Annotated in this window: 21 protein-coding genes and 1 tRNA gene; 13 read left to right on the top strand and 9 right to left on the bottom strand. The window is 61.9% G+C overall.

All coding sequences use genetic code 11. From position 1 onward, the window contains the following. The first annotated feature begins 186 nt into the window (after positions 1-186). The gene (locus PLANPX_RS01585; protein ID WP_152097031.1) at positions 187-825 is read left to right on the top strand and encodes a hypothetical protein; all 639 of its coding nucleotides are present in this window, start codon (positions 187-189) and stop codon (positions 823-825) included. A gap of 503 nt (positions 826-1,328) precedes the next feature. Further along, the gene (locus tag PLANPX_RS01590) at positions 1,329-1,733 is read left to right on the top strand and encodes a hypothetical protein (RefSeq protein ID WP_194175114.1); all 405 of its coding nucleotides are present in this window, start codon (positions 1,329-1,331) and stop codon (positions 1,731-1,733) included. Between the two features lie 244 nt (positions 1,734-1,977). Here the strand turns inward: PLANPX_RS01590 and glnD are convergent, their stop codons facing one another. The 3 genes from glnD to PLANPX_RS01605 form a co-directional block, all read right to left on the bottom strand. After that, positions 1,978-4,617 (bottom strand): [protein-PII] uridylyltransferase, encoded by a 2,640-nt coding sequence (gene glnD / locus PLANPX_RS01595; RefSeq protein WP_152097032.1) that lies wholly within the window; start codon positions 4,615-4,617, stop codon positions 1,978-1,980. A 74-nt stretch (positions 4,618-4,691) separates the two neighbouring features. Then, positions 4,692-5,030: a P-II family nitrogen regulator gene (locus PLANPX_RS01600; RefSeq protein ID WP_152097033.1), complete on the bottom strand. Its 339-nt coding sequence runs from the start codon at positions 5,028-5,030 to the stop codon at positions 4,692-4,694. 139 nt (positions 5,031-5,169) lie between these two features. Then, complete coding sequence (locus PLANPX_RS01605; protein WP_152097034.1) at positions 5,170-5,715, bottom strand: cob(I)yrinic acid a,c-diamide adenosyltransferase; 546 nt, start codon at positions 5,713-5,715, stop codon at positions 5,170-5,172. Between the two features lie 460 nt (positions 5,716-6,175). On the opposite strand from PLANPX_RS01605, the gene PLANPX_RS01610 reads away from it, so the two are divergent. The 3 genes from PLANPX_RS01610 (at position 6,176) to PLANPX_RS01620 (ending at position 9,902) form a co-directional block, all read left to right on the top strand. Then, positions 6,176-6,865, top strand: a complete 690-nt coding sequence (locus PLANPX_RS01610) for a hypothetical protein (RefSeq protein WP_152097035.1) — start codon at positions 6,176-6,178, stop codon at positions 6,863-6,865. A 251-nt stretch (positions 6,866-7,116) separates the two neighbouring features. Next, positions 7,117-7,920 (top strand): hypothetical protein, encoded by an 804-nt coding sequence (locus PLANPX_RS01615; protein ID WP_152097036.1) that lies wholly within the window; start codon positions 7,117-7,119, stop codon positions 7,918-7,920. A 416-nt stretch (positions 7,921-8,336) separates the two neighbouring features. Further along, a complete protein-coding gene (locus PLANPX_RS01620; RefSeq protein ID WP_152097037.1) occupies positions 8,337-9,902 on the top strand; it encodes a dockerin type I domain-containing protein in 1,566 nt (521 codons plus the stop codon). 128 nt (positions 9,903-10,030) lie between these two features. Here the strand turns inward: PLANPX_RS01620 and PLANPX_RS01625 are convergent, their stop codons facing one another. After that, on the bottom strand, positions 10,031-10,858 hold the full coding sequence (locus PLANPX_RS01625; protein WP_152097038.1) for a sensor histidine kinase: 828 nt from the start codon (positions 10,856-10,858) through the stop codon (positions 10,031-10,033). A 264-nt stretch (positions 10,859-11,122) separates the two neighbouring features. Between PLANPX_RS01625 and PLANPX_RS01630 the strand changes: the two genes are divergently transcribed. Continuing rightward, positions 11,123-11,383, top strand: coding sequence for a hypothetical protein (locus PLANPX_RS01630; RefSeq protein ID WP_152097039.1), 261 nt, complete (start codon positions 11,123-11,125; stop codon positions 11,381-11,383). A gap of 12 nt (positions 11,384-11,395) precedes the next feature. Here the strand turns inward: PLANPX_RS01630 and nadD are convergent, their stop codons facing one another. Beyond that, positions 11,396-12,019 carry a nicotinate-nucleotide adenylyltransferase gene (nadD, locus tag PLANPX_RS01635; RefSeq protein ID WP_152097040.1) on the bottom strand — a complete coding sequence of 208 codons (624 nt, stop codon included), beginning with the start codon at positions 12,017-12,019 and terminating at the stop codon, positions 11,396-11,398. A gap of 91 nt (positions 12,020-12,110) precedes the next feature. On the opposite strand from nadD, the gene PLANPX_RS01640 reads away from it, so the two are divergent. The 6 genes from PLANPX_RS01640 (at position 12,111) to PLANPX_RS01660 (ending at position 18,594) form a co-directional block, all read left to right on the top strand. Continuing rightward, positions 12,111-14,291 (top strand): Tex family protein, encoded by a 2,181-nt coding sequence (locus tag PLANPX_RS01640; RefSeq protein ID WP_152097041.1) that lies wholly within the window; start codon positions 12,111-12,113, stop codon positions 14,289-14,291. Between the two features lie 342 nt (positions 14,292-14,633). Then, positions 14,634-14,707, top strand: a tRNA-Met gene (locus PLANPX_RS01645). Positions 14,708-15,623: 916 nt separating this feature from the next. Then, a complete protein-coding gene (locus tag PLANPX_RS01650; RefSeq protein ID WP_198421831.1) occupies positions 15,624-16,271 on the top strand; it encodes a hypothetical protein in 648 nt (215 codons plus the stop codon). Beyond that, complete coding sequence (locus tag PLANPX_RS27710; protein WP_198421832.1) at positions 16,268-16,582, top strand: ABC-three component system protein; 315 nt, start codon at positions 16,268-16,270, stop codon at positions 16,580-16,582. Before PLANPX_RS01650 ends, PLANPX_RS27710 begins: the two co-directional genes overlap by 4 nt. A gap of 40 nt (positions 16,583-16,622) precedes the next feature. Further along, complete coding sequence (locus PLANPX_RS28375; protein WP_420844088.1) at positions 16,623-16,814, top strand: ABC-three component system middle component 8; 192 nt, start codon at positions 16,623-16,625, stop codon at positions 16,812-16,814. After that, positions 16,801-18,594 (top strand): DUF2326 domain-containing protein, encoded by a 1,794-nt coding sequence (locus PLANPX_RS01660; protein WP_152097043.1) that lies wholly within the window; start codon positions 16,801-16,803, stop codon positions 18,592-18,594. Before PLANPX_RS28375 ends, PLANPX_RS01660 begins: the two co-directional genes overlap by 14 nt. 262 nt (positions 18,595-18,856) lie before the next feature. Here the strand turns inward: PLANPX_RS01660 and PLANPX_RS01665 are convergent, their stop codons facing one another. From PLANPX_RS01665 to PLANPX_RS01675, 3 genes are all read right to left on the bottom strand, one after another. After that, entirely contained in the window at positions 18,857-19,840 is a 984-nt protein-coding gene (locus PLANPX_RS01665; RefSeq protein WP_152097044.1) for an alpha/beta hydrolase, read from the bottom strand. Between the two features lie 152 nt (positions 19,841-19,992). After that, a complete protein-coding gene (locus tag PLANPX_RS01670; protein ID WP_152097045.1) occupies positions 19,993-20,538 on the bottom strand; it encodes a DsbA family protein in 546 nt (181 codons plus the stop codon). Next, positions 20,535-21,044 (bottom strand): redoxin domain-containing protein, encoded by a 510-nt coding sequence (locus PLANPX_RS01675; RefSeq protein ID WP_152097046.1) that lies wholly within the window; start codon positions 21,042-21,044, stop codon positions 20,535-20,537. The genes PLANPX_RS01670 and PLANPX_RS01675 overlap by 4 nt, the downstream gene beginning before the upstream one ends. A 313-nt stretch (positions 21,045-21,357) precedes the next feature. Between PLANPX_RS01675 and PLANPX_RS01680 the strand changes: the two genes are divergently transcribed. After that, the gene (locus tag PLANPX_RS01680) at positions 21,358-22,962 is read left to right on the top strand and encodes an HlyD family secretion protein (RefSeq protein WP_198421833.1); all 1,605 of its coding nucleotides are present in this window, start codon (positions 21,358-21,360) and stop codon (positions 22,960-22,962) included. Positions 22,963-23,101: 139 nt separating this feature from the next. Here the strand turns inward: PLANPX_RS01680 and PLANPX_RS01685 are convergent, their stop codons facing one another. Further along, entirely contained in the window at positions 23,102-24,547 is a 1,446-nt protein-coding gene (locus PLANPX_RS01685) for a sigma-54-dependent transcriptional regulator (RefSeq protein WP_152097047.1), read from the bottom strand. Between the last annotated feature and the right edge of the window lie 49 nt (positions 24,548-24,596).

The following is a 24,596-nucleotide window of genomic DNA, read 5'->3' on the forward strand; positions in this document are numbered from 1 at the left end:
CCATTCAGCATTCCCCATTTGTATTCGCTCCGGCGGCTCGTTGAGCCGCGGCTACCACTCGATGCGGCTACCACGCCGCTAACGCGTCTTGACCCGTTTCGGCCCATTTGCCACACTCCCGCCCCCTTGCTGAATCTTCGGCGATTCGCCGCGATGGCGTTCGCACCCACGGATGGGAGTTGAGTGATGCGTATTGCGATGTGGGCGGCCCTGGCCGCGATTGGTTTCTCGATTGGCTGCGGCGGTTCGGACGCCTCGAAGCCGGTCGCCTCGACCACGGCGGCTCCTAGCGGCGCCGCGACCGCGGAGATTCCGAGCGATCCGGTCGGCCGGGTCGTGTACGAATTCCTTGAATCGGTTCGCGTCGGCAAAGGGAGCGAAGGAGCTGCGAAGCTGCTCACCCCGCTCGCGCTGAAGGGGATCGACGAACACGAAATGTGCATCGCCCCCCCCGGCAGCTCGACGGCGAGCTTTAAGATCAATCACGTCGAGATGATGGAAGACGGCGAGCACGCGATCGTTCACACGACGTGGAGCGACGTCGACGCCGACGGCGTCCCCTACCACGACTCCATTTACTGGGCGTTGCGCGTGGCTGAAGGGGGATGGCGGATTCACGGCATGGCGCCGGAGCCGCCGGAAGGCGAGGAGTTCGTCAAAATCGACTTCGAAAATCTGGACGAGTACATCGAGCAGCAACAGCCGTCCCCGGCGAACGTGCCGGCCGACCAACTCGCGGCGCCAGCCGGGCAGGCCGCTCCTGCTGGCGAACAACCCGCCGCCTCGGTCGCATCGGACCCGTTTAATCAAACGGCGCCTCGCTAAAAACGCGAGAAAATCAGGCTTTTTCAACGAAAACTGCTATTGGGCGTAAGTGGCTATTTGTCAGCCACTTACGCCTTTTTTCGTTGGCGTAAGGCGTTAGCCGGGGTCGTGTGAAGCTGGGGGAATTTCCCTAGAAACGGCTAGGCTCCTCCACCCGCGGCATAGGGTGTGCTAAGCTTTCGAGTCCTTAAGGTCATCGCAACCCTTGAAGGTCGCGTACACCACGCCGTTTGCCATCAACCACTTGACAGTGGTAGCTGGTCCGGTAATTTGGTCCTTCCTAAGTTCGCTGACGCGAACAAACGGTGTATACCCCCTAAGTTTTGGCGCCCGCCAACCTCAGCATTCAGTCGTTCGCGAGCGAATGCTGTCAATCGAGTTACTAGAGAGTATCTACCCAGCCGCGATCGACCGTCGAGGCGGCACAGGGGAGAGAGCTAAGTCGACGGTCACGTTGGGTACCCCAATATTTTTTTTCCGCTTTCACGTGGGAGGAGTCTGAGATGAATCGTATCGTTCTTTCGACGGTTGCCGTCCTGGTCGCTGTGGTTGGTTTCGCCATGGTCGGTGAGGATCAGCAAGCCAACGCGAGCCTCTTCGGCCGCAAGTGCTGCAAGCCCGCTTGCTGCGAACCGGCTGCCCCGGTCTGCTGCGAACCGGTCTGCGGCGGCAAGAAGAAGCATTGCGGTGGTTTGTTCGCCCGTCTCCGCGCCAAGAAGTGCTGCAAGCCCGCTTGCTGCGAACCGGCTCCGAGCTGCTGCGAACCGGCCCCGGCTTGCGGTTGCGAAGCCCCGGCCGCTGACTGCGGTTGCGAAGCTGCCGCTCCTTGCGGTTGCGAAGCCGCTGCCCCGGCTGCCGCTCCGGAAGCTGCCCCGGCCGCTCCGGCTCCGGAAGCTCCGGCTGCCTAACTTGATGGCCGCTTAACGCGGTCAATCAAAAAATAAAGACCGGGCCTCGAGCAATCGAGGCCCGGTTTTTTTTATGCGCCGATCGCGATGCCCGCAGTAGCCGCCGGTCAACGACCGGCCGGAGCGGTGATCAAAATAATGCTGAAGGATGAATGCGGAATGCTGAATGAATCGATTTTCTCCGCATTCATCCTTCAGCATTCAGCATTTCTTCGCGACGCTCCGGCGGCTCGTTGAGCCGCGGCTACCGCTGCTCGATGACCTGCAGCATCTCGCGGCGAATATGCTCGAGCCGCTCGGCGTCCTCGATCTTCCCGCCGCCGCGATTCGTCACGTAGAAGACGTCGACCACCTGGTCGATGTTCGTGGCGATCTTCGAGTGCCAGATCGTTAGCTCCAGATCGTGGAGCCGGCGGGCGAGGCTATACAGCAGCCCCACGCGGTCGAATGTGTATACCTCGACGACCGTCGCCGTCGCCGACGCCGTGTTGTCGATCCGCACGTTGTTCGGCAGGCCGGTGAGGCGGAGCGACGCCTCGGCGCTGTCCTGCCCCCAAATCTTGCGGAACCGCGGCGGCTCTTTCGCGTCGACCGACTTGATCATGTCCTTCGACACCGTAGCGAGCCGCGACGGCGGCGGTTCGCCGCTGGAGTCGGGGTCGGTCACCACGAACCGCAGCAGCAACAGGTCGTCGGCCATCACCTGCATGTCAGCGGCCAAAATCTGCAATCCATTGCTCGACAGGGCGCCCGCCATGCTGGAGAACGCCCCGCGACCGCGGCCTCGATCGACGCCGGCGATGAACTCGACCGTGGCGTTATCGCGGTTGTAGTGGCCCCACGCGTCGGCGCCCTGTTCGGGCAGCTTGCGGAACCGCCGTAAGGCTTCGCCGATGTCGCGCCCAGAGTGGGTCGCCAGGAATGCCGCGGGGAACGCCTCAATCTGACGCTGGAACCAGGCATCCCCCTGCTCTGCCGGCGACAATACTGACGCCATCTCGCGCCGGCGTTCGTCGAGCGCCCGCGAGTGCGGCGACGGCTGCCCTTCGAGCGTGGCCAGCGTCTTGTGGAACAAGTCGCCCAGCACGTCGACCTTCCACTGCGTCAGGACGTCCGGGCCAACGGCCGCGAGGTCGGCGCAGCTCAGCACGAACAACATCCGCAGCCGGTCGGGCGTTTCGACCAGCGCCGCAAACCGCCGGATGAGCTCGCGATCGCCAATGTCCCGCCGCAACGCGAGATCGGTCATGTTCAGGTGCTGGTGGACCAAGAAGCTGACGTCCCGCGTCGCCGAGGGATGGAGGAACAGCCGCGGGCCAACCTCCTCAGCAATCCGGCGGCCAACCTCGCTATGCTCTTCCTCAAAACCCTTGCCGAGATCATGCAGCAAGAGCGCCAGATGGAGCCGCTTCCGATCGGCCACGTGGCGATACGCCTCGCCGAGCGAATCTTCCCGCTTCGCGAAGCTGGTCACTTGTTCGATCGCGTGCAGGCTATGCTCGTCGACCGTGAACTTGTGGTACTGGTTGAACTGCAGCAGGCAGCGGGCGTGCTTCATCGCTGGGATTACCTTCTCGAGGTATCCCAGCTCGTGCAGCAAGCGTAGCGACGGCGCCGCCAGCGACGGCGTGCCCAGCAGATAGAGAAATCGCTCGGCGACCGCGGGCCCGACCTCTTCGCCGCATTCAGGGGCCGCCAACAGCAGCGCCGAATAGGTCGAGTGATCGAGCGGTTTCCCTTCGCTGATCGACATGTCGACCAGCCGCAGCACTTCGCCGAGGTTTCCCTGCAGCTTGGCCATACCGCTTCGGGTGGCCGACACCTCTCGCACGCCGATGCGGTAGTCGCCCTCGACCTTCCGGCCTAGCACTGGCTCGAGCATGCGGGTCGTCATCGTGACGCCGCTAAACGTCGTCGCCTCGCGACGGCGGGCCATTTGCCAGACATGGTTCGTGTGGCGAAAGTAGTCGCGCATGAACTGTTCGACCGGCAGCAGTCCCTCGCCGCCGCGGTAGCCCATCAGGGCGGCGATTCGCAGCTGTTCCGCCCGATCAAGCAGATCCTTCGCCGAGTTCGCGTGGAACTGCATTTCGTTCCGCAGCCGCAGCAGAAACGCCTGGGCCGACTGCAGGCGGTGGTGGTCGAGCTTCGACATCGCCCCCTGCATAAACAGCCGCTCGGGGTCGGATTCGCCCAGCTCCGCGAAGCCAATCCACCGCAGTAAATGGATGTCGCGCAGCCCGCCGCGAGAACGCTTCACATGCGGTTCGAGCAGGTAAAGGCTCTCGCCGTATTGGTTCCGTTCCTCGGCTCGAGCGTCGCAGAATGACTTGCAAACGGCCTTCGACCGCTTCTGCACCATGCGGTTGAACAGCTCGCGAAAGTGCTGATGCAACGGTTGACTGCCGGCGATAAGTCGATTGTCGATGAGCGACGAGCAGATGACGCCGTCGGTCCGGGCAAGCTGGATCGCCTCCTCGGCTGAGCGGAGGCTACTGCCGAGCTGCAGGCCAGCGTCGAAGATGGCATTGGTGAACCGCCGCACCAGTGCAGAGAGTTCCGTCGCGTCGGCGCTGCCGTGCAGGAGCATGAGATCGACGTCGGAGAATGGCGCTGATTGGCGACGACCGTACCCGCCGAGAGCGACCAAGGCAAGCTTCGTGCGGGCCTTGGCGGCGTCCCCTTCGGCCGCCGCGGCGGCGTCGAATAGCTTGCCGACGACGCCGTCGACGAGCGTCGTCAGCCGGTTGCAAACCTGCTGGCCGTCGAGGCCGCGGTCGTGCATTTCGCGAATCCGCGCCCTGCCGGCAACGATCTCCTCACGAGCGGCGGCGATGGCGTCGGCCATGTTCGCTGCATTGCCAGAAGGAGGAACGGAACTCACTATTCGTTTCCTGGACCGTAGGTGGGGCGATGAGCCCAACAGCGTCTCGTATGATGCTCGCAGTGCCAGCCGGACTAAACCGCGTCAGCGCCCGTCTCGCCCGTGCGGATGCGAATCGTATCGCGCAGGTCGGAGACAAAGATCTTGCCATCGCCGATCTGCCCCGTCTGAGCGGTGCGGATGATCGTGTCGACCACCTTCTTCAACTCGGCCTCCGAGACGACGACTTCCAGCTTCACCTTCGGCACGAAATCGACGGCGTACTCAGTGCCGCGGTAGGTTTCAGTATGGCCCTTCTGCCGGCCGAAGCCGCGGACCTCGGTGATCGTCATGCCGCCGAGCCCCTGCGAAGTGAGGGCGTTCTTCACGTCTTCCAGCTTGAAATGCCGGATAATGGCTTCGATCTTGATCATCGGAACAAACCTTCGTCGGGGATAAGAGCGGGGGAGCGAGCCTTCCATTATATCACGGCGGCCTCCGGACGCTGACGCTTCCGGCTCGGCGAATTGTCGACAGCGGCGCGGCGATTGTCGAGACGGCAGACGCCCAAGATCAAGACTTCTTTTCCCACAGAACGTCGGGCACGCCCGCGGCGTGGTTGGCGTAGCGGGCCATCACAAATAACAGGTCGCCCACCCGGTTGAGATACTGAATGACAGCCGCCCGAACCGAAGCCGTTTCGGCCAGCGCACAAACGTCGCGCTCGGCGCGGCGGCAGACGGCGCGGGCGACGTGCAGCGCGGCGCTGGCCGAGGTTCCCCCCGGTAGGACAAACGTTTTGAGCGGCTGGAGGTGATTCTCGAACCAGTCGATCGCCTGCTCCGCCGCGGCGATATCAGCGTCGTCGAGCAGCAACTGCCCTGGCGCCGCATCGCCCGGGCTGGCCAGCTCCGCCCCCAGGGCGAACATCTCGTGCTGCAGCCTAGCGAGCGGCTCGTCGAGCGCCGTCGGCAGGTCGGCCGACCGGCAGACGCCGAGTTGAGCGTTCAGTTCGTCGACGGCGCCATACGCGGCAATGCGTAGGTCGTTCTTCCGCACCCGTCCGCCGCCGTACAACCCGGTGAGCCCAGCATCCCCCGTCCGCGTGTAAATCTTCATCGCCCCACCCTCCCCTTTTCCGTCTTCCCTGAACCCCGAACCCCGACCACTGAACCCTCCGTAAGTTCGGATTGTATCAATTGTTCGGCCTGCCGCCGCCCAGGCGCCCGCCGCTGCCGGCTGCATCTGCCATCCGCCGTTCAGCGACCGTTTGCGCTGACGCTCGTCCGCTCCCCCCTCTAGCGCAGGCCGCACCGGTCCAGTTGTATCGGCTGGGCGGACGGCGGGTTCGCGAAAGCTGTTTGCGGACAGTCGCGAAGCGCACTCGGTTCGGACCGTGACCTACGATTTAGTAAGAAACCGTGAGGTCGCGGCGACCGTACCCCTAGGGCGTGCGGAGGGCCAGCCTCCCGGCCGCGTTGACCAGACGCTCCGCGCATATCACTCCCGGCGTATCGCGTTGAAGTTGGTTGTTTGACGTTAGGTATCAATCTCTGCTTGACCTTGCCGTGAGTGTTCGATGGGCTTCCTGAAGAAATTCTTTCGCAACGTCTATCACGAAGAGCTGCCCGCAGCCCCCGCCAGTAGTTTCGAAACGCTGAACGAAGATCAGCTCGAAGCTCACCTCGGCGTGGCGCGGTACGGCAGCTTTACGTTGAGCGACGCCGTGCGTCCTTCGTATGCCTTGGAAGTCGTTCCGTCTTGCGGCTACCGTCACGATACGTACCGCGACGAGCAATCGAAGAAGAACGTCCCGGTGCTGATGGCCGCCGCTTCGCGCGAGCAGTTGTTCGAAACGTTCATGGAACTGCTCGATCCGCTCGGTCCGGTCGTCGACGTCGTCCTTGAGACGAGCCACGATTACAACGCCTCGGGTCACCAAGACCTGTACCGCGAACACATCGACATGCCGATCCTGCAGTCGATTCTGTGGGACTTCGAAGACCTGCTCGTGAACGACGGCTGCACCGGCATCGCCGTGCTGAACCCGGCGACTCCGCAGGAAGTGCAGTTCGACGAGCACAAGCTGCTGATCGTCTACGGCAAGGAATTGAGCAAGTACGAGCATGTGCTCGGCGATTGGAACATTCCCTGCCGCGACGACATGCGGTTCATCACCGAAGCCGAGCACGTCCACTCGACGAACGACGAGTACATTCAGCAGTTCGAACAGCTGAAAATGCGGCTGGGCATCGAGAGCGAGTACTAGCATTCGCTTTTTGAAGAAGTCTCACGCAAAGGCGCAAAGGGAATACAGAGAAGGGTTGGGAATCGTCTTCCCAACCCTTTCGTCTTCCATCTTCTTTGCGTCTTCGCGCCTTTGCGTGAGATCTATTTCTCTGCTAGCACGCGGGCGGTTCGGTCTTGTGCCAACCGCCCCCTTTCACGAAGATTCGCCGCCCACGTCTCGGGCGGTCGCCGCTTGAGATCCGTCTTCGCTCGGAAAAGGAGTTCCGCGCTTTGTCGCTGGTGCGCCGATGGCTGCCCAAGATTGCCGCTGCAACGCGGAGGCCGGACTGCTGCGCGCTCCTTGGCTGGGGCGTCCTGCTCGCGGCGGGCTGCAAGCCGATTGAGGTCATCCAACCAGTCGCGCCCGGCCAGCAAGTGATGGCGCCTCCGCAGCTTTTCGGCGCCCCGCCTGTCATTAGCGGCCAAGGGGTGATGGTCGATCCATTCTCAATGGATCCGAATAATCCGATGGCGACCGGCGTGCCGATGGTCGTCCCCGGCGACGGCGGTTCGAGCCAAATCCACATCCCCGTCGCCAACCGCGATTGGACGTGGGAGCAAATCGTCGACACGGTCGACGATTACTTCCGCATCGAACGTGAGCGGCAGGTGCAGCTTGTCGGCGACGTCCTCACCGAAGGTCGCATCGACGTTCATCCACAGATTGGCGCCACGATTCCCGAGTTCCACCGCCGCGACTCGGTCGGCAAGTACAACCGGTGGGAAAGCACCTTCCAAACGATCCGCCGCCGGGCGACGATCCGCGTGATGCCCGACGCCACCGGCTACCTTGTCGACGTGCTGGTCGAGAAGGATCTCGAAGACCTGCCGCGGCCGGAGAATTCGACGGCCGGCGCCGCGACGTTCCGCAATGATTCGTCGCTTCCTAGCACGGCGGCTGAGGCGGTGAGCCGGACAAAGCTGGCGAGCAACTGGATCTTCATCGGCCGCGATCCGGAATTAGAGCAAGCAATTATTGCCGACCTCCAGTCACGGTTGCTCGTTTCGCCGACGATGCCGGTTGTCGCGCAGTAGGCGTGTCACGGCGAAAGAATTCACCAATTCTTCAGGTGATCGCTGGCGTGCCCGCTGTGAGTAAGGGCATCAGAGGTCTTTGTGCCTTATTCCGCGATTGGTCGCGAAATCGCGCACGCCGTCTGCATCTATCCGCAATGGCTGCCGGGCGATCGATAGTCGACGCATGAGAATTGCCGCGATATCGCGACCTCGCCCGTCGAACGAGCGGACTTCTTCTTGGACGACGCGCAGTGCGCTTAACCGCAAGCGGCGTGACGTTCGCCGCAGCCTAAATCGGAGTCGCAGCACTGCTGGCGGGAACTACGCATTGTCTGCCCGTATCTCGGTGGTTAGCATCGAATTGGGCGAACTGCGGCGTTCGCTCTCTCCTGAACAGAGACCAGGCACTCTCCTTCTTCCGCGGATTCACCCCCATGAGATGTTCGTTCTCGGGCCAGCGGGGCATGCGCCTCGCCTTGGCCGTCGTTGCGTTGTCGTTCCTTCCTCAGCTCTCGCAAGCACAGACCTATACCTGGAATGGCGGCAACAGCGCCTACGGCACTGCCGGGAATTGGTCGCCGAGCGGTCCGCCGACAAATGGCAGCAATGTCTTCATCAACTCTGGGACGGCGAACTATTCCAGCGGCAATACGAATCCTCGCTCGGTGAATGTCGCATCGACGACCGGTTCGTCGGCCACGCTCGCGATGACCGGCGGCGAAATCTTCGCTGACCAAGGCAACGACGGCGGCGTCCGCATCGGCGAAGCAGGTACGGGCGTCGTCACTGTGAACAACGCGACGCTCCGCACGGGCGACGGCAGCATCTTTGTCGGCGGCCAGAACGGCGCCGGCACGGGCACGCTGACCCTCAGCGGCGCTGCGGGGCAGGTGCAGTCGACCGACGACTTCGTCCTCGGCCGCACTGGCACCGGCACCTTCAACATGCAGGGCGGCTACGCCACGGCCGATTACACCGTCATCGGCAAGTTCGGTACGGGCACCTGGAACCAGTCGGGCGGCGCGTTCGTGCAAACGAGCGGCGACTTCGAAATCGGCGACGGCGGCAATCCCAGCCAAGCGAACATCGCCGGACCTCGCACCGGGACGATGAACCTCACCGGCGGCGTCCTGCAAAGCTCGGGCTTCATCGCCATTAGCAATCGTCGCGGCAACGGCTTCGTAAACGTCAACGGCGGCGTCTTGGCCGCAACCGGCGTCGTCAACAATGGCGCCATTATCGTCGGCCGCGGCATGGAGTGGGACGGCTCGCCCGGCACGGGCGGCGTCACCGAGTTCCGCGTGCGGGGCGGTAACAACGTCATCATCGCCAATGGCGATTTCGAAATGAACGTCAACAACGTCGCCCTATCGTCGACGTTGGTCGCGCAGATCACCGGCCAGGCGCACACCACCATCAAGGTGACCGGCAACGCCAAGATTGCCAACGGCTCGTTCAAGGTCCAACTCGACGGCTACGCTCCGGTACTTGGCGATAGCTGGACGATCCTCAGCGCGGGCGTCACCGACCTCAGCGCGGAGAAGAACGAGATCGATACTCGCCTAGCCGCGATGAACTTGCCCAACTTGCTGCACGCCGCCCCGGGCGCTGTGGGCACGCTGCAAGGCGAGTTCAAGAGCACCGACTTCTCGCTCGCGCCGCTCTCGAGCGGTCTGCAGTGGGACGTGACGTACGCCGACAATTCGGTCGTGCTGAGCGTCGTCGCCGGCGGTTACGCCGCTGACTTCAATCACGACGGCCGCGTCGATGGTCTCGACCTCACGGCGTGGAAGTCGGCCTACGGCCAACCGAGCAACGGCGCCGACGCCAACGGCGACGGCGTTACCAATGGCGCCGACTTCCTAGTGTGGCAGCGCGAGTTCGGTTCAGGCGTTGCAGCGGCTCCGGCTGTTGGCGCCGTGCCGGAACCGGCGTCGATCGCCCTGATCGGCCTCGCTGCCATGGGCTTCGCTGCTTACGGTCGCGCCCGCCGCGCGTAAGCGGCGCGGCATTCTAGCCCCGGGCTCCGCCCGGGGGTCGAACCGCGCACCATGCCTCTCACGGCAGGCAGCGCGACCCCCCGGCGGAGCCGGGGGCTAGGGGAAGGTTAGCAACGCACGCGACTGCGTTAGGTTCCCAAAGAAGTCGTCGACGATGAAAGCGAGTTCGGTACGCCCAGCGGCGCGATTGGCGCCGCGGCGGCCGACTCGCTTTTTTCTTGCCACAACGGCAACCGCACCGTGAACGCCGTTCCCTTGCCGACGGTGCTCTCAACTCGCAGTCGGCCGTGATGGGCGTCGACGATCTCGCGGCAGGTCGAAAGTCCGACGCCGGTGCCACCCTTGCCGGTGGCGTCGGGGCCCGATTTGGTCGAGTAAAACTTGTCAAAAATCTTCGTCAGCTGCTCGCGCGGAATGCCGCTGCCATTGTCGCGGACCGTGAGGTCGACGAAGCCGGCCTTTGCATCGTGCGTGATCCGCAGCACAAGCTCGCCGCCGTTCGGCATCGCCTGGCGGGCATTCGTCATCAGGTTGATGAGCACCTGCTGCACCTGGTTGCCGATCGCTCGTACCGGCGGCGCCGCACTGAACTCCTTGCGAACCTGCACGCGATACTTTTGCATCTCGCGCTCCAGCAGCAGGAGCGACTGGTCGACGAGCGGTTCAAGTTCGGTGGGAGCGAACTCCTCGCTCCGATTCCGCGCCATGCCGAGCACGGCGTTGGTGATCTTCTCTGCCCGCACCGCCGCGGCGAGGATGCGATCGAACGCCTTATCGCGTGATGCCTCGTCCTTATTACGCATGCCGAGCTTGGCGTAGTTGATGACGGTCATCAACACGTTGTTGAACTCGTGCGTCGTCGTGCCGACGAGCTCACCAAGCGACGCCATCTTCTGCGAGCGAAGCAGTTCTTGCTTGAGGGCGGCGATTTCGTCGTCGTAAGAAGTCTTCGGCATCCGCCCCTCGGCTTGGTAGCGGCAACGACTGCAGGCGTTGCGCTGTCGGGTGGTAGTGAAACCCCCTCCCCTGCCCCGTCGCCGCAGCCTAGCCACATCGGGCGTCTTGCCCGGGCCGCGGTCGTTAACTCGTTGCAGGAAAAGATGTTGCTTCAGTCAGTTCTATCGTCGAATCACGCTGGGCGACTGGAATTGATCGCGTTACAATCCCGCCCCAATCTTTAGCCGCTCGCGGCGACGCGACTCTCGAACGAAGGACCACCCATGCAAGCCGTCACCCTGCTAGCAGAAGCCGCCGACCTCGCGCGGCGACTCGACTACACGCTGCGGGAAGAGTATCTCGACGGCGCCGGCGGCGGGCACTGCTTCTTCGGCGGCAAGAAGTGGCTGCTGCTTGATGTGACGCAATCGGTCGATGAGCAGCTGAGCGTGATCACCGACGCGCTTCGCACGGACGACGCCGTGTGGCGGATGCCGGTCTCGCCGCAGCTAGCGGGGATGATTCGCGTGAGCCGTGCGGCCTAGAACACGCGCAGCTTAAGAACGGTACAGCCCGCGCTCTTCGATATACTCCGCAACGCGCTCCGGCACGAGCGTCTGCCACGCGCCCTGCTCGGCAATCAGCCGGCGAATCGCGGAACTGCTGATCGGCGTCGCCGGCATCTCGACCTCTTGAGCGCGAATCGCCGCCAAGCGCTCCGCCGAGGCGAGCGGCGCTAGCGACTCGAAGTTCGGCGGCGGCGTGCCTGCCCGCCGCACCACCAGCGGCGCCGCTAGCTCGCAGATCGTCGCCGGCTCGCGCCACGTCGGGAAGTCGGCGAGCGAATCGGCCCCCATCAGAAAGAACAGCTCGGCGCCCGGGTGCGACTGCTGCAACGCCCGCAGCGTCTCGACCGTATAGCTCACGCCGCCGCGGTCGATCTCAATCGTCGAGACGCCGAACTCCGGCCGCCCCGAAATCGCCAGCCGCAGCATGGCCAGTCGATCGGCTTCGCTAGCCACCGGCCCGCGCGGCTTCAGCGGCTGCTGAGCCGTCGGAATGAACACCACCCGATCGAGCCCCGCTTGCCGCCAGCAGCACTCGGCAAGCAGCAGATGGCCGCGGTGCACCGGGTCGAAGCTGCCGCCGAAAATGCCGATGCGCGTGGGAGTCGTGGCCATCAGTGCGAGCGGCGAGTTGCCGGAGCGGGGAAAACGGGTTAAGTTCGCCCCCTGATTCTACGCGAAAACCGCCCGAACCGCCGCCAGCATCATGTCGACCGAGTTTGCCTGCTTCGATCTCGATTCCGTCATCGCCCAGATCGCGACCGCCGTCGGCGCGAACGCTCAGCAGGTTCGCGCGGCGGTCGAACTGCTCGACGCCGGCAACACGCTGCCGTTCATCGCCCGCTACCGGAAGGAAGCGACCCGCGGCCTCGACGAAACGGCGCTCCGCGCAATCGACGACGCGCTCACGGCGGCCCGCGAGCTTGCCGCGCGGAAGCAGACGATCCTCAAAACGATCGACCAGCAAGGCGTCCTCACCGCCGAGCTCCGCCGCCAGATCGAACAGTGCAGCGACAAGCAAACGCTGGAGCTGATCTACCTGCCGTTCAAACCGAAGCGCCGCACCCGCGCGACGATCGCCCGCGAACGCGGCCTCGAACCGCTCGCCGAGCTGCTCTGGAAACAAACGCGACTCAACCGCCCGCGGCACGAAGTCCTCAAGCCTTACATCAATCCGGCGAAGGAAGTCCCCGACGCCGAGGCCGCGCTGCAAGGCGCTTGCGACATCGTCGCCGAGCGCTGGGCTGACGACGTCGAGCTCAACCAGTGGCTCGCGCAGCAAGCGATGGGTTTTGGGCACGTCACTTCCACCGTGAAGCGCGGCAAGAAGACCGACGGCGCCAAGTTCGAAACCTACTTCGACCATCGAGAATCGGCCAAGCGGGTCCCCTCGCACCGCTTCCTGGCGATGCAGCGCGGCGAAGCCGAAGGCTTCCTCAACGTCGGCGTGCAGCTCGACGACGAGTTCACGCTCGGCAAACTGCGGCCGCGCCTCGCCCACAACCGGCAGTTCGAGTTCCACGACGACCTGCTCCGCACTGTCGACGATTGCTACACGCGGTTGCTCCTTCCAGCGGTGGCGTCGACGACGCTCCAAACGCTCAAGGAGCGGGCCGACGACGAGGCGATTGGCGTCTTTGCCGGCAACTTGCGACAGCTGCTGCTCGCGGCGCCGGCCGGGCCGCAGGTGACGATCGGCATCGACCCCGGCTTCCGCACCGGCTGCAAGATCGCGGTTGTCGACGGTACCGGCAAGTACCTCGCCAGCACCGCGATCTATCCCACGGCGCCGAAGAACGACGTCGAAGGCGCCGGCCGCGTGCTGAAGGATCTCATCGCCAAGTACAACGTCCGCCTGATCGCGATCGGCAACGGCACCGCCTCGCGCGAGACCGATGACTTCGTCACCGGCGTGCTCAAGTCGCTCGGCAGCGATGTGATCAAGGCAATGGTCAGCGAATCGGGCGCCTCGATCTACTCCGCCAGCGAACTCGCGGTGAGCGAGTACCCCGATCTCGACGTCACCATTCGCGGCGCCATCAGCATCGCGCACCGCCTGCAAGACCCGCTCGCCGAGCTGGTAAAACTCGACCCCAAGTCGATCGGCGTCGGCCAGTACCAGCACGACGTCAACCAGAAGCAGCTGCAGTCGGCGCTTGGCCGCGAGGTCGAGTCGTGCGTCAATTCGGTCGGCGTTGACCTCAATCTGGCGAGCCCCGCCCTCCTCTCTTACGTCGCGGGCATCGGCCCGAAGCTGGCCGAGCGAATCGTCGAGTACCGCGATGCGAACGGCCGCTTCGATAGCCGCGCCAAGTTACTCAAGGTGCCGAAGCTCGGTCCCAAGGCGTACGAACAAGCGGCCGGCTTCCTCCGCGTGCGCCAAGGCGCCGAGCCGCTCGACGACTCGGCCGTCCATCCTGAAAGCTACGGCGTCGTCGCGCGGATGGCGAAATCGCTGAGCGTCGACTTGCGCGCACTCGTCGGCAACGCGGCGCTCACCTCGCGACTGCAGGCGGCCGACTTCGTCGACAAGACGTTTGGCTTGCCGACCGTCGCCGACATCATCGCCGAACTCGCCAAGCCGGGCCGCGACCCTCGCAGCGAGTTCCGCCAGGTAAAATTCAGCGACGGCGTCAACGAGATCGGCGACGTCCGCCCTGGGATGCTGCTCGACGGAGTCGTGACGAACGTTACCAAGTTCGGCGCCTTCGTCGACGTTGGCGTCCACCAGGACGCCCTCATCCATATCTCGCAGCTCGCCAACGCCTACATCAACGACCCGTCGGAAGTGGTCGCCGTCGGCGACTTGGTTCGCGTGAAGGTGCTGGAGGTCGACGTCGAACGGAAGCGGATCGCCGTTTCGCGGAAGCAGGCAATGCCTGGCTGAACCTCCTCTTAAGCGCAGCGTCTGTCATCCCGAGCGGAGCGAGGGATCTCGTGGCTCCAACGAGCGTGCAGATTCTTCGCTGAGTTGACCCTGAGCGGTTCGAAGGGCTCAGAATGACGTTCCTGCTCGCCAACATTCGCTTCTAACAGCCCGAAAATCGGCAAAATCGGGCGTTGCGGCGGCCGCCTGCAGGAAGGGTTTCGCAACGCCGAAATGGAGAGTAGAATTGCGAGACGCCGTCCCGAGGAGCCTCGGGACGCTGCCGCCGCCTCGCCGCTGCGACCCGCAGATTGGCCGAGTTTCTTGGGGTTTCCGACCTCAATGGGCGACAGATCTCGCTTCGGCGGAGTAGCTCAGTCGGTTAGAGCAGCGGAATCATAATCCGCGTGTCGGGGGTTCGAATCCCTCCTCCGCTACTTTTACTTTTGTCGGTTGCTTCCTCGCGGGCGGCGACGCATTGCGAATCACCCTTGCCTCGGCGAGGGTTTTTTTATTGGGCTCTATTCTTTTGGGGCCTGCTTTTTGGCGCCGGCTAGATGGGCTGCTGCGTTGTATTTGTCACCCTTTGCGCAGCGCTTGTCATCCCGAGCGGAGCGAGGGATCTAGTAGCTCAAACGAGCTTCCAGATTCGTCGCTTCGCCCCGCATGAATTTGCTGTTCACTGACTGTCGCTTGAGCCCTGCAGATGTCGTGTCGCGTCATGTCGCGTCGCGTGAATGTCGCAATGCGATTTTAGGCGACACTAAGGTTTTGTTCTAAGTAGCGGCTGTCGCCAGTGTTGCGGCAATGGTCGCGTTCATGTCGCGTCGCGGAGGCGACACTAAGGAGAGTTTCCAGGCGCGAGATGCTGGTTCTTAGAGCCGGAGCTGGAGGTCGCGCGGAGCGACAACGGAGCCGTGACGGCGATCGCTTGATCGGCGGGGCGTGAGTTTTCAAAGAGCGCACGGGCATTCGTCTGAACAGAATGCCGCACGTGCGAGCCTAACCGATGGAGTGGCGTTTTACAGCGCGCGATTTTCGGCCACTTGTAGGCGCCGGCAGCGATGTCGACTGAAAGCAGGCGACGGTCGCCGCGTCGACAGCTTCGCAATCTTGCATCCGCTTATACCGTCTAGAACCTGACTCGCAGCGATACCTAGTCCTCGGTGGGCTGGAATTGGGGGGTAGAAGAGGCTAAAACCAGCTTTTTTGAGTTGATTTCTGTCGCCCAAACGCGCTCAATATGGTGCAGGCGCCGCTGTCTTGGCTGGGGTGGCGAGACATTTTTTTGCAGGTTACCCAGGCCGTACAGTTTAACTTTTCTAGCCGTCGATACTCTCTCAGTCCGAAACAATGAAGTACGCCTACGAAAATCTTAGTGATAAGCAGTTTGAAGCATTGGTAATCCTAATCTGCCAGCGTTTGCTGGGGATTGGCGTGCAGGGATTCAGTGACGGACCAGACGGAGGTCGGGACGCCAAATTTGTGGGGACCGCCGAACTTCACCCTAGCAAATCATCGCCTTGGACGGGTACCACGATCGTCCAGGCGAAGCACACGATTGGCTACAATTGCACGTTCAGCGACTCGGATTTCTACAGCGCCGGTAGTGCTGCATGCACCATTGCAGAAGAGCTTCCACGGATCAGGGCGTTGCGAGCGGGCGGGAATTTGGATAACTGCATTCTTTTTTCCAATAGAAGGTTGGCGGGGAATGCCGAGTCGATCATTCGTCGGCGAATTGCAACCGAGTGCGGAATTCCAGAAGAGTCCATTCACTTGTGTGGTCTTGAGCATTTGGAATTGCTGCTGGACGCCTTTCCCGAGATTGTCGGGAAGGCAGCGCTAGATCCGATCGATGGTCCGCTAATCATCACATCCGAAGATCTGGCTGAAGTCGTTACGTCGTTGGTGGAGCACAAGGCCGCTATAAGCAATGAGCCCCCCCGCCGCCCAGTGATCGGATTAGTTACGAAGATAAGAATGCATCAAACAATATGACGCCGGCTTATGCTGAGGCGCAACGTCGAAATTACCTCAAGGATACGGCTCAAATCGATGCATTCTTGGCGGCCCCTGAGAATCATGAGATACTGAAGCTCTATCAGGCTACAGTCGACGAAATTGAGCTCAAGATCATCGCACACCGGCAGGAATATCAAACATTCGATCGCGTAATGAATCGCCTTGCCGACCTGCTTTTCATGCGAGATCCCGTCTTGAGGAAGCACAAGAAGCTAACGCGAATGATGCTGTTTTATATGTACTGGAACTGCGACATCGGAAAGGTGCAACATGCTTCGGCCAGCTAAGCATTCGCACCCGGATCGAACGATTGTAAGTCTTTCGCTGATGCTCCTGCTGCGTCTCAAGGAGAAGCGGCTGGTCGGGTATGAGTCACTAAGAGAGCACGCCCAAAAATCCGTGCGAGGCGGTGAAACGTTGTTTCTGCCCGCAGTCAATTTTCTGTACTTGATGGGGATGATCGAGTACCGCCCTAAAACTGACTCATTCGAGTACGTCGGCCTCAATGCAACTATCTAAGCTCTATTCAGATAGGCCTCAAGACTATCAGCCAGTGACATTCGTCGCAGGATTGAATGTAGTCATTGCCGAGATACGCCTCCCAGAAAATAAGGCTAGGGATACGCACAATCTCGGCAAGAGCACACTCGGCAGGATGCTGGATTTTTGCTTCCTTGCAGATCGTGATAAGAACTTCTTTCTGTTCAAATATTTTGACAGATTTAGCGAGTATTGTTTCTTTCTTGAGATCCAACTTCTCGACGGAACATTTCTGACCATTCGGAGGAGCGTGAGAAGTCACTCAAGGATTTCTTTCAAACGGCATCTGTCGCCTGATCAGGACTACTCCGGACTGCCCGTCGAGGCTTGGGATCATAGCGAAGTTCCCATAGAGAGAGCTCAATCGATTCTTGACGGCTTGTTGGACTGGCGGCCCATGAAGCCATGGCCTTACCGGAAAGGTTTGGGGTACTTCCTTCGTTCCCAAGATGATTTCCGCGAAGTGTTTCAACTGCGGCGATTTGCAGCGGCTCACGGTGACTGGAAGCCCTTTCTAGCCCACCTCTTGGGATTTGACTCTACAACGATAACGCAGCACTACCAAAAAGAATTTGCTCTCGAAGAAGCGAAGAAGCAAGAAGATGTCGTTAAAGGTGAGCTCGGTGGAAGCGTTGAGGATGTCAGCAAGATCGACGGAATTCTGCTGCTTAAGCGAGCGCAAGTTGATAAGACGCAAGCTCAGCTCGACGCGTTCGACTTTCGTAATCAAGATAAAACGGATACGAAACGTCTGGTTGAAGAGATTGACGATCGAATCGCTCAGTTGAATGAATCTCGATATGTTTTGTCGCAAAGTCGAAAGAAAGTGGTTGCTTCGATCAAAGAAGATGCCGTGTTGTTCGAGCCCGACAAAGCAGCTCAATTGTTCAAAGAGGCGGGCATTCTCTTCGAAGGACAAATAAAGAAAGACTTCGAGCAGTTGATTGGCTTTAACAGAGCCATCACGGAAGAGCGTCGAGCCTATTTAGAACAAGAAAGAGCTGAAATTGATTTTCAGCTGAAAGAAATTGGATCTGAGCTTACGAAGTTTGGAAAGCAGCGGGCCGAATCACTCGCGTATTTGACCGAGACGGATGCACTCGAAAAATACAAGCGAGCATCGAATAAATTAATCGACCTGCGTGCTGATATAGTCTCTCTTGAGCGCCAGCGGCAGTTTATTTCAAAGCTCCAGGAGTTGCGTAAAAACATCCGAACTCTTGGTGGTGACTTGCGAGAGTTGCAATCTACAATCGAAGCCGATGTGGAGAAGCAGAATACCGATGATAAAAGTCTTTTCTCAACTATTCGGTTGTATTTCAGCGACATCGTAGAGGCAGTAATTGATCGCAAAGCGCTACTTAGCGTATCAGTGAATCAAAAGGGGCATCTTGAGTATAAAGCTGAGATCCTGAGCATTAGTGGTGAGTCAACGAGCGCCGATGTTGGGCACACATATCGCAAACTATTGTGCATCGCCTTCGACCTGGCGCTACTGCGAGCTTACATAGCAATGCCGTTTCCAAGGTTCGCCTATCACGATGGCGTCTTTGAGTCGTTAGATGACAGGAAGAAGGAGAACCTGCTGTCCGTGCTTCGCAGTTACGCCGAACTCGGACTTCAGCCGGTAATAACGCTGATTGATTCAGATTCTCCGCCCAGTGCCCCAGGCACTTCTGCATTTTCCGAGTCTGAGATAGTCCTTAGGTTACACGACGAAGGGCCTAAGGGACGCCTTTTTATGATTGAGTCGTGGTAGCTGGGAATAGTCACAAGTCCGCAAGCAACCAGCGGACTCGCGCCGCCTCGCGGCATTGTTCGTTGTAACTTTCCGCGACAATGCGCCACGCCGGCGCCTTTGATTTTCGTTCCGAGACTACTATCGCGCTGATCGCCTTTATCCACCAGTTAAGGTTGACTGATGACTGCTTTAGTCGCCCGCCGCGATCAGGCACCAACGCAAAAAAGCCCACGCGGGTGCGTGGGCTTTTTTGTTTCTGCTTGTTAGATCGTCCCGCTCGCTACCGCAGATGATGTTTGATCTCCGCAGCCACTTGCCGCAGCGAGGCCTGCACCGCGGGAACGGTGCTAATTGGGTTCAACAGCCCCCAGTCGTGGATCATCCCTTCGTAGCGGACGGCCGTTACGTCGACGCCGGCCACGTCTAGCTTGCGAGCGTATTCTTCGCCTTCGTCGCGGAGGACGTCGTTGCCGGCCGTGAGCACCAGCGCCGGCGGCAGGCCTTGCAGTTCCTCGGTCATCGCACGGAGGGGGGAGGCGTAGATTTCAGAGCGTTCGTTCGGGTCGGTGGTGTAGTTGTCCCAGAACCACTTCATCATGTTGCGGGTGAGGAACCGGCCTTCGGCGTATTGCTCGTACGATTCGGTTTCGAAGTAGGCGTCGGTCACCGGCCACATGAGGACTTGCAGGCGGAGCGCGGGGCCCGCTTGGTCTTTGGCCATGTGGGCGACGACGGCGGCCATGTTGCCGCCGACGCTGTTGCCGACGACGGCGAGGCGGCTGCCGTCGACGTTGATTTCGTTGCCGTGCATCGCGACCCACTTCGTCGCGGCGTAGGCTTGGTTGATGGCCGTGGGGTACTGGGCTTCGGGCGACGGCGTGTAGCCGACGTAGACGGCCACGGCGCCAGATTCCGCAACGATGTCGCGGATCAGCCGCTCGTGCGTTGGGTAATCGCCGAGCACCCAGCCGCCGCCGTGGAAGAACATGAAGACTGGCAGCGTCGCCGTGACGGCGGCGGGGCGGACGATGGTGAGATCGACCTGCACGCCGTCTTGAGTGATCGTCCGCTGGCTGACGTCGGCCGGCCGGAGATTGACCGGGACTGACTTCTGAGCGTTCACGAGGACCGCCCGTGCGTCTTGGGGCGTCATCTCCTCCATCGGCGGACCGCCGGCGGCGTTGAGCTTCTTGAGGAACGCGCGGATGCGGTGATCGATGGCGGGATCAAGAGTCGGGTCGAGGGCGTGGGCGGCGGCGGACATGGGGAGACTCCTTGTGCGGGGGGAGTGAGCTGGGTTTAGGTGTTGGGGTTCGGGGTTCAGGGAATGCGTTGGGGGGCGTGCGTTTGTGAGGGTTCGGACTGGTCGCTTAAGCGACCAGTCCAGTGGCGCGATGGGGCGCCTGCAGCGTTTGACTAGCCGCTCGCGGAGGCTAGTTCAATCGCTGCAAGTATCGAACCACTTTCGATAGGCCCGTCGTAGCGGACGCCGTTGATGAAAAACGTTGGCGTGCCGTTGACGCCGCTGCGGGCGCCGCTGAGGAAATCTTCGCGGACTCGGTCGGCGAATTTGTGGTCGCGGAGGTCGTCGACGAACTGTTGTTCTTCGACGCCGAGCAGCGATGCGTCGCGAACCAAGTCGCGGTCGGAGAGCGAATCTTGGTGGAGGAACAGGTAGTCGTGCATCTCCCAGAACAGGCCTTGGGCGCCGGCGGCTTCGGCGGCTTCGGCGGCGTGCTGGGCGTGTGGATGAATTGTCGTCAGCGGGAAGTTGCGGAACACGAAGTTCCACGCGTCGCCGAGGCGATCGGCGAGGTCCTTCACCACCAAGTGGGCTCGTGCGCAGTAGGGGCATTCATAGTCGCCGTATTCGACGATGGTGACGGCGGCGCGGCGGTCGCCGAATTGGTGATCTCGCGCCGAGACCGGGAGGGTGAGTTGGGCGGCGTCGGCAGTTTTCATGAGTGGGCTCCGGTTGAAATGGTGAGTTGTTCGAGGGCTCGCAAGATGCCGTCGGCGCCGGGGTTCACTCCAACCGGCGAGAGGTAGCTCCAGCGAATGATCCCTTCCGCGTCGATGACGAAGAGGGCTCGCCCTGAGACCCCCTCCCCTTCGCGATAGACGCCAAACGCTTCGGCGACGGTGCCTTTCGGCTGGAAATCGGAGAGGAGCGGAAAGTGAAGTTTGCGTTGCTCGGCGTAGGCGAGGTGGCACCAAATGCCGTCGACCGAGATGCCGACGATTTGTGCGTCGTACTTTTGGAACTCGGGAAGGAGTTCGTTGTAGAGCGCGAGTTGGTCGCCGCAGACGGGGCTCCAATCTGCGGGGTAGAAGACGAGCACGAGCGGGCGGCCGAGGAAGTCGCCGCAGGTGACCGTTTGGTCGGGCGTGCTGTGAAGGCAGAACTCGGGGGCGCGCTCGCCGGCCGGCAAGATGCGGGCGGCGGCGCTGGTTGATGCGGTTGGCATGATTCGCTCCTCGTGGGGGCTGCGAGGACCACGGTTATCCCCACTGTGGTTGCGGCTATTCGCAATAGCCGTGCCATCTGTGCAAATGCGGGAAAACCAGGGGTTTTTCGCGTGATGGGCGCGTTTGACGTCATGGGTGCGGCCGGCCGTCGGACAATAAATTTGCCTCGGCGACTACAAAGTTTCCCGGGCGTGGAGAGTGGGGAGGAGCGAGCGATTCGGAATGCCGAAAGGGAGCGGGCGTTTCTGCGAGAAACACGGCCTGCACCGCTGATCGCGACGCCCTGGCGCCGAAAGTGCGTTTGAAGCCGGTATGAACACTTCATCCACCACCAGCAGCGTCGCTTCCGCCCCAGTCGCTCCCGCTCAGTTGGCGCCGAGCACGCCGGTTCCGGTGACGCCGAGCGCGCCGGCTCCGGTCGCGCCGGTTCGCAAGGGTGTGGAAAAGCCGTCGTGGCTTTCGGGGAGAGGCGCCATGCCAGTTGATGCGGCTGCCGAGCCGAGCGACGCCGGCGCCACGCCGAAGCGGATGGCGCTCTACATCGCGCTGGCCATCGCGGCGACGGTGCTGATGCTGTACTTCATCGTGCCGGTGGTGCGGACGGCGTTCACCACGGTGTCGACTGACGACGCCTACGTGAACGGCCACGTGACTTTTGTGGCGCCGCGCGTCGGCGGGCAGGTGACGCGCGTGCTGGTGGATGACAACATTCGCGTGAAGCGAGGCGACGTGTTGGTGGAGCTCGATCGCGAGCCGTACCTGGTCGCACTCGAAATCAAGAAGGCGGCGTTGAAGGCGGCCGAAGCAGAGTTGGTGGTAGCTCAGGCGAACGTGCGAGGTTTGGAAGCGGCCATTCGCTCGGAACGTTGGCAGCTGGAAACTTCAATGGAACAAGTGGCGACGCAGATCGCGAACTTGCACGCGAATGTGGCGACCTACAAGAGCAACATCGCCACCCGTGACCTCGGGCTGGTGAATCTGCACCGCGCTGAGCGATTGGCCCCGAAGGGGGCGATCAGCCAGGAAGAGCTGGACGAGCGGATCGAGCAAACGCGGGTCGATGAGGCGAGCGTTGAGCAAGCGCTGCAGAATGTTTACGCCACGCGGGTGGCCCTTGGCCTGTCGGCGAAGCCGGCGGCAGGAAGCGAGCTCGACGATACGCCGGCCGATTTGGTGCAAACCTTCTCGCAAGTGCGGGCGGCGCTGGCGAGCATGATCGAGACGATGGCTCAAATCGGGCTGCCGCTGGCGAGCGTCGATGCGACGCCGGAGGCGGTGCTCGAGCAGTTCCATCTGTGGGACCAAAAGGGTGATGCTAATCGCGTGCTGGAGGAGCTTGTTCCCGAATCGCCTGAGGTGAAGCAAGCCGAGGCGAACGTGCTGCAGGCTCGCCGCGATCTGGAGCAGGCGGAGCTCGACCTCCGCTACTGCACGGTAGTGAGCGATATCGACGGCGTCGTCACGCGTCGCAATGTGAACCCCGGCAACAACGTGACGGCGGGCCAGAGCTTGATGGCGGTCCGCTCGCTCACCGAGATCTGGGTCGACGCGAACTTCAAGGAGACGCAACTCGCGAATCTGCGGATCGGCCAGCCGGTGTCGCTGGAGGTCGATATGTACGGCGGGCGTCGCGAGTTCAAGGGACGCATCAGTGGCTTCGAGATGGGAACCGGGCAGACGCTGGCCTTGCTGCCGCCGCAGAATGCGACGGGCAACTTCGTGAAGATCGTGCAGCGGCTGCCGGTGCGGATTGACCTGGTCGACTACGACCCGGACGTGGCGCCGTTGTTCGTGGGGCTGTCGGTCGAGCCGTACGTTTACTATCGGAAAGAGGCGACGGGGCCGAACGCCGGAAAGTTCCTGCAGTATCCGCTGCAGCTGCCGACGGCGGCGGTTGATCCGACTCCGGGCGGCTAGTTGAGCGAAATGCGAGGTGTTCGTGCGAGGTTTTGTGGGAGGGGTCTCCGACCCCGAAGCGACGCGGAGTGACCATCACCGCTTGTGGTGGTGAGAGTAATCGGCGTCGGAGACGCCTCCCACAGAGCGGTTTGCAAGTTCAGCCCTCGTCCGACGACTCGACCGCGTGCGTCACTTGCAGCCCGAGGTCGCGGAGTTTCATCCGCAGCGTTTGTCGCGCGATGCCGAGAATCTTTGCTGCTTGGTGTTGGTTGCCGTTGGTGTGCTCCAGCACGCGGGCCAGCAGCACGCGATCGACGAGCCCGTGAACCTCGGCGTAGAGGTTCGCCATCTCCGGCGTGAGTCGTTCGGCAATGAGCTCATCGAGCGGGAAGCCGCCCGTTGAGCTGCCGCTCGCTTCGGCTGGCGTCGCGGCGCTAGGGGCGAGTTCTGGCAAGAAGCTATCGAGCAGCGTCGGGCCGCTGGCTCGCAGCAGCGCTTGCTTGAGGACGCTCTGCAGTTCGCGAATGTTGCCGGGCCATGAATACGCAGAGAGCCGGGCCATCGCTTCGGGCGAGATCTCGCGAATGTCGCGCCCCAGCTCTTGCGAGAACTTGCGCACGTAGAAATGAACGAGCGTCGCCACGTCGCCGTCTCGCTCGCGGAGCGCCGGCAAGCGGATCGTGAACACGCCGAGGCGGTAATAGAGGTCGGCCCGAAATTTTCCCTCCTCCGACCATGCCTTCAAATCACGATGCGTTGCGGCAATCAGCCGCACGTCGGTGCGTACCGTCTCGCCGCCGCCGACGCGTTCGAACTCTTGCTCTTGGATCAGCCGCAAGATTTTTGCTTGCAGCGCGATCGGCATATCGCCAATCTCGTCGAGGAAGAGCGTGCCGCCGTTGCACTGTTCGAACTTGCCGATGCGGCGGCGATCGGCGCCGGTGAAGGCCCCCTTCTCGTGGCCGAAGAGCTCGCTCTCCAGCAGGTTCTCGGGAATGGCTGCGCAGTTGAGCGCCAGAAACGGCCCCTTCGAGCGGGCGCCATGTTGGTAAACGGCGCGGGCGACGAGTTCCTTGCCGGTGCCGCTTTCGCCGGTGATCAGCACCGGCACGTCTTGCGCTGCGACGCGGCCGATCGACTTGTAAACGTCGAGCATTGCCGCACACCCGCCGACTATGGCGCCGTCGACGTCGTCCGCGGGAAGCTCCTGCGCCATCACGGCTGGTTGCCGCATGCGACGGGAAACCTCGACCGCCTCGCCGACGACGCGGCGGAGTTCGTTCAAATTGAGAGGTTTGAACAGGTATTCGAACGCCCCCAGCTTCATCGCCTCGATGGCGAGCTCGGCGCCCTTGGTCATCGTGATAAAGATCACGGGAATGCGCGCGTCGAGGGCTTTGATCTGCAAATAGACGTCGAGACCCGACTGGTCCGGCAGGCGAACATCAAGCAGAATGACGTCGGGCGGATCGTTCGCAATTTGCGCCAACCCCGCTGCGCCGGTGTGAGCAATGTCAACGCGATGCGTCGGAGCCGCGAATGCCTGCTTGACTTGTTCGGGAACGAGCGCGACGTCGTCGTCGATCAGCAGCAGGTGGGCCATGAAGGTTCTCTTAGCGGTGGGCGCGCAGCGGTGGCGTTGCCGCCTGCAG

It is taken from the genome of Lacipirellula parvula (assembly GCF_009177095.1).
GTDB classification, from domain to species: Bacteria; Planctomycetota; Planctomycetia; order Pirellulales; family Lacipirellulaceae; genus Lacipirellula; species Lacipirellula parvula.